This window comes from Streptomyces sp. 150FB (genome assembly GCF_000818195.1).
In the GTDB taxonomy this organism is placed as follows: Bacteria; Actinomycetota; Actinomycetes; order Streptomycetales; family Streptomycetaceae; genus Streptomyces.
Window position 1 is genome coordinate 5,877,155 of sequence record NZ_JTHL01000001.1, and the last position, 6,130, is coordinate 5,883,284.

Here is a 6,130-nt window from a genome sequence, read left to right on the forward strand (position 1 = left end):
TGACAAATCCCGCCGTCCGCCCGGAGGGCGGGCTCGCGGTGGTCGGTGCGTGCAATCGCAAGGCGGAGGATCGTCCTCGTACTGGACGTACTTGGATGACTCCGACAACGCGGCGAGTGTGCGTGCCGGGCGCCGCGAGCCAGGCGGGATTTGTCAGACAGGGCCTAGAGGGGCGTACGCGCCTCGCGGCAGGGCGTACGCGGCGGAGCGGGGCCCGTCCGAACCCTTGCCCCTCCGCTTTCCTCACGAGTTAAATCATGGTGCGAACTAAGGTGCGCGCGGCGCGAAACCCCAACTGACCGCCGCGACTTCAGCATGCGCACCGCTCCGAACCCCCCACACAGCAGGAGCCGTACACCATGACAGCAGCACACCGCCCTCGCGCGCGGAGCGCCCGGCTGATCGCCGTGGCGAGCACGCTCGCCCTCGGCGCCACCGCCCTCGCCCTCACCGGCACGGCCCAGGCCGCGGACCCGACGGCGCAGGTCTGGATCACCACGGCCGACGGCAGCAAGAAGCTCGCGGCCTCGGACGCGGCCACCTTCTCCGACTCGGCACCGCAGGCGACCGACATCTCGGTCAACGCCGGTGAGCAGGACCAGCCGCTGGTCGGCTTCGGAGCCTCGTTCACCGAGTCGTCCGCCCACCTCGTGGCCGGGCTCAGCGACAGCGTCCGCGCCAATCTGATGAACGAGCTGTTCGGCACGGACTCCGGCATCGGCCTCGACTACCTGCGGCAGCCGCTCGGCGCCTCGGACTACGTGGCGAAGCAGCCGTTCTACTCGTACGAGGACACCCAGGGCCAGTTCAGCATCTCCCGCGACCAGCAGGAGATCATCCCCATGATCAAGCAGGCCAGGGGCGTGAACCCGGCGATCCGGATCATGGGTACCCCCTGGTCGCCGCCCGCCTGGATGAAGGACAGCGGCAACCTCAGCGGCGGCAGCCTCAAGCCCGAGAACTACGACGCGTACGCCGACTACCTGGTGAAGGCGGTCCAGGCGTACGGCGACGCGCAGGCGCCCGTCACCGACCTCACCGTGCAGAACGAGCCGCAGAACGAGTCCGGCTACCCCTCGGCGGGCATGACGGCCGACGAGGAGGCCGCCTTCATCAAGGTCCTCGACGCCAAGCTCACCGCCGCCGGCCTCGACACCAACCTGTTCGCCTTCGACCACAACTGGACCAACCCGGAGTACCCGCTCTCCGTCCTCTCCCAGGACAGCGGCGTCGCGCGGCTCAAGGGCGCCGCCTTCCACTGCTACGGAGGCCAGCCGGAGGCGGAGCAGCAGGTCGCCGACACCGGAAAGGCGGTCTTCTTCACCGAGTGCTCGGGCACCGACTCGGCCGACGCCGCCAGCACCTTCAGCGACACCCTGAAGTGGCAGACCGAGAACCTGATCATCCGCAACCTGCGCAGCGGCGGTCAGACAGCGGTCCTGTGGAACATGGCGCTGGACAGTGCGGGCGGACCGCAGTTCGGTAACTGCGACACCAAGTGCAACGGTGTCGTCGAGGTCGCGAACGGCAATTACACCAAGAACGCCGAATACTACGTATTGGGGCAAATCTCCAAGTTCGTCAAGCCCGGTGCGCACCGCATAGGTTCCACCAGCCAGGGCGGCGGCGGACTCCAGAACGTCGCCTTCCTCAACCCCGACGGCACCCGCGGGGACGTGGTGCTCAACGCCACATCGTCGTCCCAGCACTTCTCGATCACCGAGAACGGCCGGTCGCTCACGTACGACCTGCCGGCGGGCGCCGTGGCCACCTTCACCTGGCAGGGGGCGACCTCCGGCTGACGCGCGCGCTGCCCCGCGCCCCGACACGCGCTGCCCGTCCGGACCCCTGCCCCGCGCTCCGGCGCCCGCCTCGCGCCGAGCAGGCTCCGAGACGTACCGCTTTCGGGCGGAGGTAAGTTTTCGGCAGCCGGACGCGCATGCTTTCCGCGCCCCTGGGCAGGCGACCGGATCGCCAGTTCTTGCTGGTGGAGAACGTTCCGGGAATGGAAGGCAATCGCGACGTGTCGGCACAACAGACCATTCGAGTGGGCGGGGAGTGGCGCAAAGCCGCCTCCGGTTCCACGCGTGACATCCTCGACCCCGCCGACGCGACGGTTCTCGCCGTCGTGTCGGAGGGTGGGGCCGAGGACGCCGACGCAGCGATAGCAGCGGCACGTGAGGCGTTCGACACGGGCCCCTGGCCGCGTACCCCCGTCGCCGAGCGCGCCGCGCTGCTGCGGCGCACCGCCGACCTGCTGATCCGCAACCGCGAGAAGATCGCGCTGCTGGAGAGCAGGGACTCCGGCAAGACGCTGGAGGAGGGCCGCGTCGACGTCGACTGCGTCGCCGACGCCTTCCGCTACTTCGCCGACCTGGTGATGAACGAGAGCGGCGGCCGGGTCGTCGACGCGGGCTCCGACACCGTGCACAGCGTGGTCGTGCACGAGCCGGTGGGCGTCTGCGCGCTGATCACCCCCTGGAACTACCCGCTTCTCCAGGCGAGTTGGAAGATCGCCCCGGCGCTCGCCGCCGGCAACACCTTTGTCGTCAAGCCCAGCGAACTCACCCCGCTCACCACTGTCGACCTCATCGACCTGCTCGCCGAGGCCGGCCTGCCGCCCGGCGTCGCGAATCTGGTGACCGGCCCCGGCGCCACCGTGGGCGCCCGGATGTCCGAGCACCCCGATGTCGACCTCGTCTCCTTCACCGGCGGGCTGCGCAGCGGTACGGAGGTGATGCGGGCCGCGGCGCCCGGCGTGAAGAAGGTCGCGCTCGAACTCGGCGGCAAGAACCCGAACGTCGTCTTCGCCGACGCCTGCGCCACCGAGGAGGGCTTCGACACCGCCGTCGACCAGGCGCTGAACGCCGCCTTCATCCACAGCGGCCAGGTCTGCTCGGCGGGGTCGCGCCTCATCGTCGAGGAGAGCCTGCGCGAGCGCTTCGTCACCGAACTCGCCCTGCGCGCCGGGCGGATCAGGCTCGGACGCGGCACCGAGAAGGCCGTGGAGTGCGGACCGCTCGTATCCGCACAGCAGTTGGCGAAGACCGAGGAGTACGTGGCTTCGGCGCTCGCCGAAGGAGCCGTACTGCGCTCCGGCGGCCGGCGGCCCGAGCCGTCCGAAGTCAGGCCCGCCGAGGGCTACTTCTACGAGCCGACGGTCCTCGACCACTGCCACCGCGAGATGCGCGTCGTACGGGAAGAGGTCTTCGGGCCCGTGCTGACGGTCGAGACCTTCCGCACCGAGGACGAGGCCGTCACGCTCGCCAACGACACCGAGTACGGCCTTGCCGGGGGTGTGTGGAGCGCCGACCCGGGACGGGCGCGGCGCGTGGCGGGACGGCTGCGGCACGGCACCGTGTGGATCAACGACTTCCACCCCTACCTGCCGCAGGCGGAGTGGGGCGGCTTCGGGAAGTCGGGCATCGGGCGCGAGCTGGGCCCGGCGGGTCTCGCCGAGTACCGCGAGGCCAAGCACATCTACCAGAACCTCGAACCCCGCCCGGTGCGCTGGTTCGCCGGCTGACCCCTACCCGTACGACCCGTGCCCGTACGGCGCGTGCCCGTACGGCGCGCAACGCTTCACGCGGAGCCTCCACGAAGAGGAGCAGAACAGCTATGGCCGAGTACGACTATGTCGTTGTCGGGGGCGGTACGGCGGGATCGGTGATCGCCTCCCGGCTCACCGAGAACCCGGACGTCACCGTCGCCGTCATCGAGGGCGGCCCCTCGGACCTCGACCGACCCGAAGTCCTCACGCTGCGCCGCTGGATGGGCCTGCTCGGCGGGGAACTCGACTACGACTACCCGACGACCGAGCAGCCACGCGGCAACTCCCACATCCGGCACAGCAGAGCCCGGGTTCTCGGCGGCTGCTCGTCCCACAACACGCTCATCGCCTTCAAGCCGCTGCCCTCCGACTGGGACGAGTGGGCCGAGGCGGGCGCCGACGGCTGGGACGCCGCCTCGATGGACCCGTACTTCGCCAGGCTGCGCAACAACATCGTGCCGGTGGACGAGGCGGACCGTAACGCGATCGCGCGTGACTTCGTCGACGCGGCGCAGAGCGCGCTGGGCGTGCCTCGCGTCAGCTCCTTCAACAAGAAGCCCTTCCACGAGGGTGTCGGCTTCTTCGACCTCGCCTACCACCCGGCGGACAACAAGCGGTCCTCGGCGTCCGTCGCCTATCTGCACCCCTTCCTCGACCGGCCGAACCTCCATCTCCTGCTGGAGACCTGGGCGTTCAGGCTGGAACTCGAAGGCACCGAGGCGCGGGCCGTCCATGTCCGTACGAAGGACGGCGAGGAACTCCTCGTCCGGGCGCGGCAGGAGGTCATCGTCTGCGCGGGCGCCGTGGACACGCCCCGGCTGCTGCTGCACTCGGGCATCGGGCCGCGCGCCGACCTGGAGAAGCTCGGCATCCCGGTGGTCCACGAGCTGCCGGGCGTCGGCGAGAACCTCATCGACCACCCCGAATCGGTGATCGTCTGGGAGACGCACGGGGCGATCCCGGAGAACTCGGCGATGGACTCCGACGCGGGCCTCTTCGTCCGGCGCGACCCGGGGAGCGAGGGTCCGGACCTGATGTTCCACTTCTACCAGATCCCGTTCACCGACAACGCGGAGCAGCTCGGGTACGAACGCCCCGAGCACGGCGTGGCGATGACCCCGAACATCCCCAAGGCCCGCAGCCGGGGCAGGCTTTACCTCACCAGCGCCGACCCCGAGGTCAAACCGGCCCTGGACTTCCGGTACTTCACGGACGAGGACGACTACGACGGCAGGACCCTCGTCGACGGCATCAGGATCGCGCGCGAGGTCGCGGCCCGCGAGCCGTTCGCCGCGTGGCTGAAGCGCGAGGTGTGCCCGGGCCCCGGGATCACCTCCGACGACGAGTTGAGTGAGTACGCCCGCAAGAGCGCCTACACCGTGTACCACCCGGCCGGCACCTGCCGAATGGGCGCGGAGACCGACGAACTGGCCGTGGTCGCACCGGACTTGAAGGTACGGGGGCTCGACGGCATCCGGATCGCCGACGCGTCCGTCTTCCCGACGCTGCCCGCCGTGAACCCGATGGTCGGCGTGCTGATGGTCGGCGAGAAGTGCGCGGAACTGCTGACGCGGCCGAGGACAGCGGCAGCGGCCACCGACGAGAGGGACTGACCCGATGACCGTTTCCGACCACACGCAGAACATGCAGAACACCCCGCGGGACCCCGGCACCCCGCCCCCGGACGGCGCCCCCGTCTTCTCCGTACGCGGCCTGTGGAAGGTCTTCGGCCCCAAGGCCGCCCGCGTCCCCGCCGACCCCGAACTCGCCGCGCTCACCCCCGCCGAGCTGCGCGCCCGTACGGGCTGCACCGCCGCCGTACGCGATGTCTCCTTCGACGTACGCAAGGGCGAGGTCTTCGTTGTCATGGGCCTGTCCGGATCGGGCAAATCCACCCTGGTCCGCTGTCTGACCCGGCTCATCGAACCGACCGCCGGCGAGATCGCCATCGACGGCGAGAACGTCCTGTCCATGGACCGCACCAGGCTGCGCGAACTCCGCCGCCACCGCGCCGCCATGGTCTTCCAGCACTTCGGCCTGCTGCCGCACCGCTCGGTCATCGACAACGTCGCCTACGGCCTGGAGATCCAGGGCATGGGCCGCGCCCAGCGCCGCGCGAAAGCGGCCGAAGTCGTCGACAAGGTCGGCCTCGAAGGCATGGAGAGCCGCCGCCCCGGACAGCTCTCCGGCGGCCAGCAGCAGCGCGTCGGGCTCGCCCGCGCGCTCGCCGTGGACCCCCAAGTCCTGCTGTTCGACGAGCCGTTCAGCGCCCTCGACCCGCTGATCCGGCGCGACATGCAGGAGGAGGTCATCCGGCTGCACCACGAAGAGGGCCGCACGATGATCTTCATCACCCACGACCTCAACGAGGCGCTGCGCCTCGGCGACCGGATCGCCCTCATGCGGGACGGCCGCATCGTGCAGATCGGCACCCCGGAGGAGATCGTCGGCAGCCCGGCCGACGACTACGTACGGGACTTCGTCCGCGACGTACCGCGCGAGCAGGTCATCACCGTCGGCGCCGCCATGCGCGACGCCCGGGCCGAGGACGCCGAGACCGGACCCGCCCTCGCGCCGACG

The 6,130-nt window shown here is 70.2% G+C and carries 4 protein-coding genes; all 4 read left to right on the forward strand.

All coding sequences use genetic code 11. The features are described from left to right. The first annotated feature begins 359 nt into the window (after positions 1-359). A complete protein-coding gene (locus tag QR77_RS25395) occupies positions 360-1,802 on the forward strand; it encodes a glycoside hydrolase family 30 beta sandwich domain-containing protein (protein WP_078877110.1) in 1,443 nt (480 codons plus the stop codon). Between the two features lie 203 nt (positions 1,803-2,005). Beyond that, positions 2,006-3,526 carry an aldehyde dehydrogenase family protein gene (locus tag QR77_RS25400; protein ID WP_040024405.1) on the forward strand — a complete coding sequence of 507 codons (1,521 nt, stop codon included), beginning with the start codon at positions 2,006-2,008 and terminating at the stop codon, positions 3,524-3,526. A gap of 92 nt (positions 3,527-3,618) precedes the next feature. Then, the gene (locus QR77_RS25405; protein WP_052489048.1) at positions 3,619-5,163 is read left to right on the forward strand and encodes a GMC oxidoreductase; all 1,545 of its coding nucleotides are present in this window, start codon (positions 3,619-3,621) and stop codon (positions 5,161-5,163) included. Between the two features lie 31 nt (positions 5,164-5,194). Continuing rightward, a partial coding sequence (locus QR77_RS25410; RefSeq protein ID WP_040028626.1) for a glycine betaine/L-proline ABC transporter ATP-binding protein occupies positions 5,195-6,130 on the forward strand: 936 nt, incomplete at its 3' end.

Excerpts from the sequence above, each read along its gene's own strand:
- QR77_RS25395 (WP_078877110.1), top strand. The coding sequence starts at position 360 with ATGACAGCAGCACACCGCCCTCGCGCGCGGAGCGCCCGGCTGATCGCC.
- QR77_RS25400 (WP_040024405.1), top strand. The coding sequence starts at position 2,006 with ATGGAAGGCAATCGCGACGTGTCGGCACAACAGACCATTCGAGTGGGC.
- QR77_RS25405 (WP_052489048.1), top strand. The coding sequence starts at position 3,619 with ATGGCCGAGTACGACTATGTCGTTGTCGGGGGCGGTACGGCGGGATCG.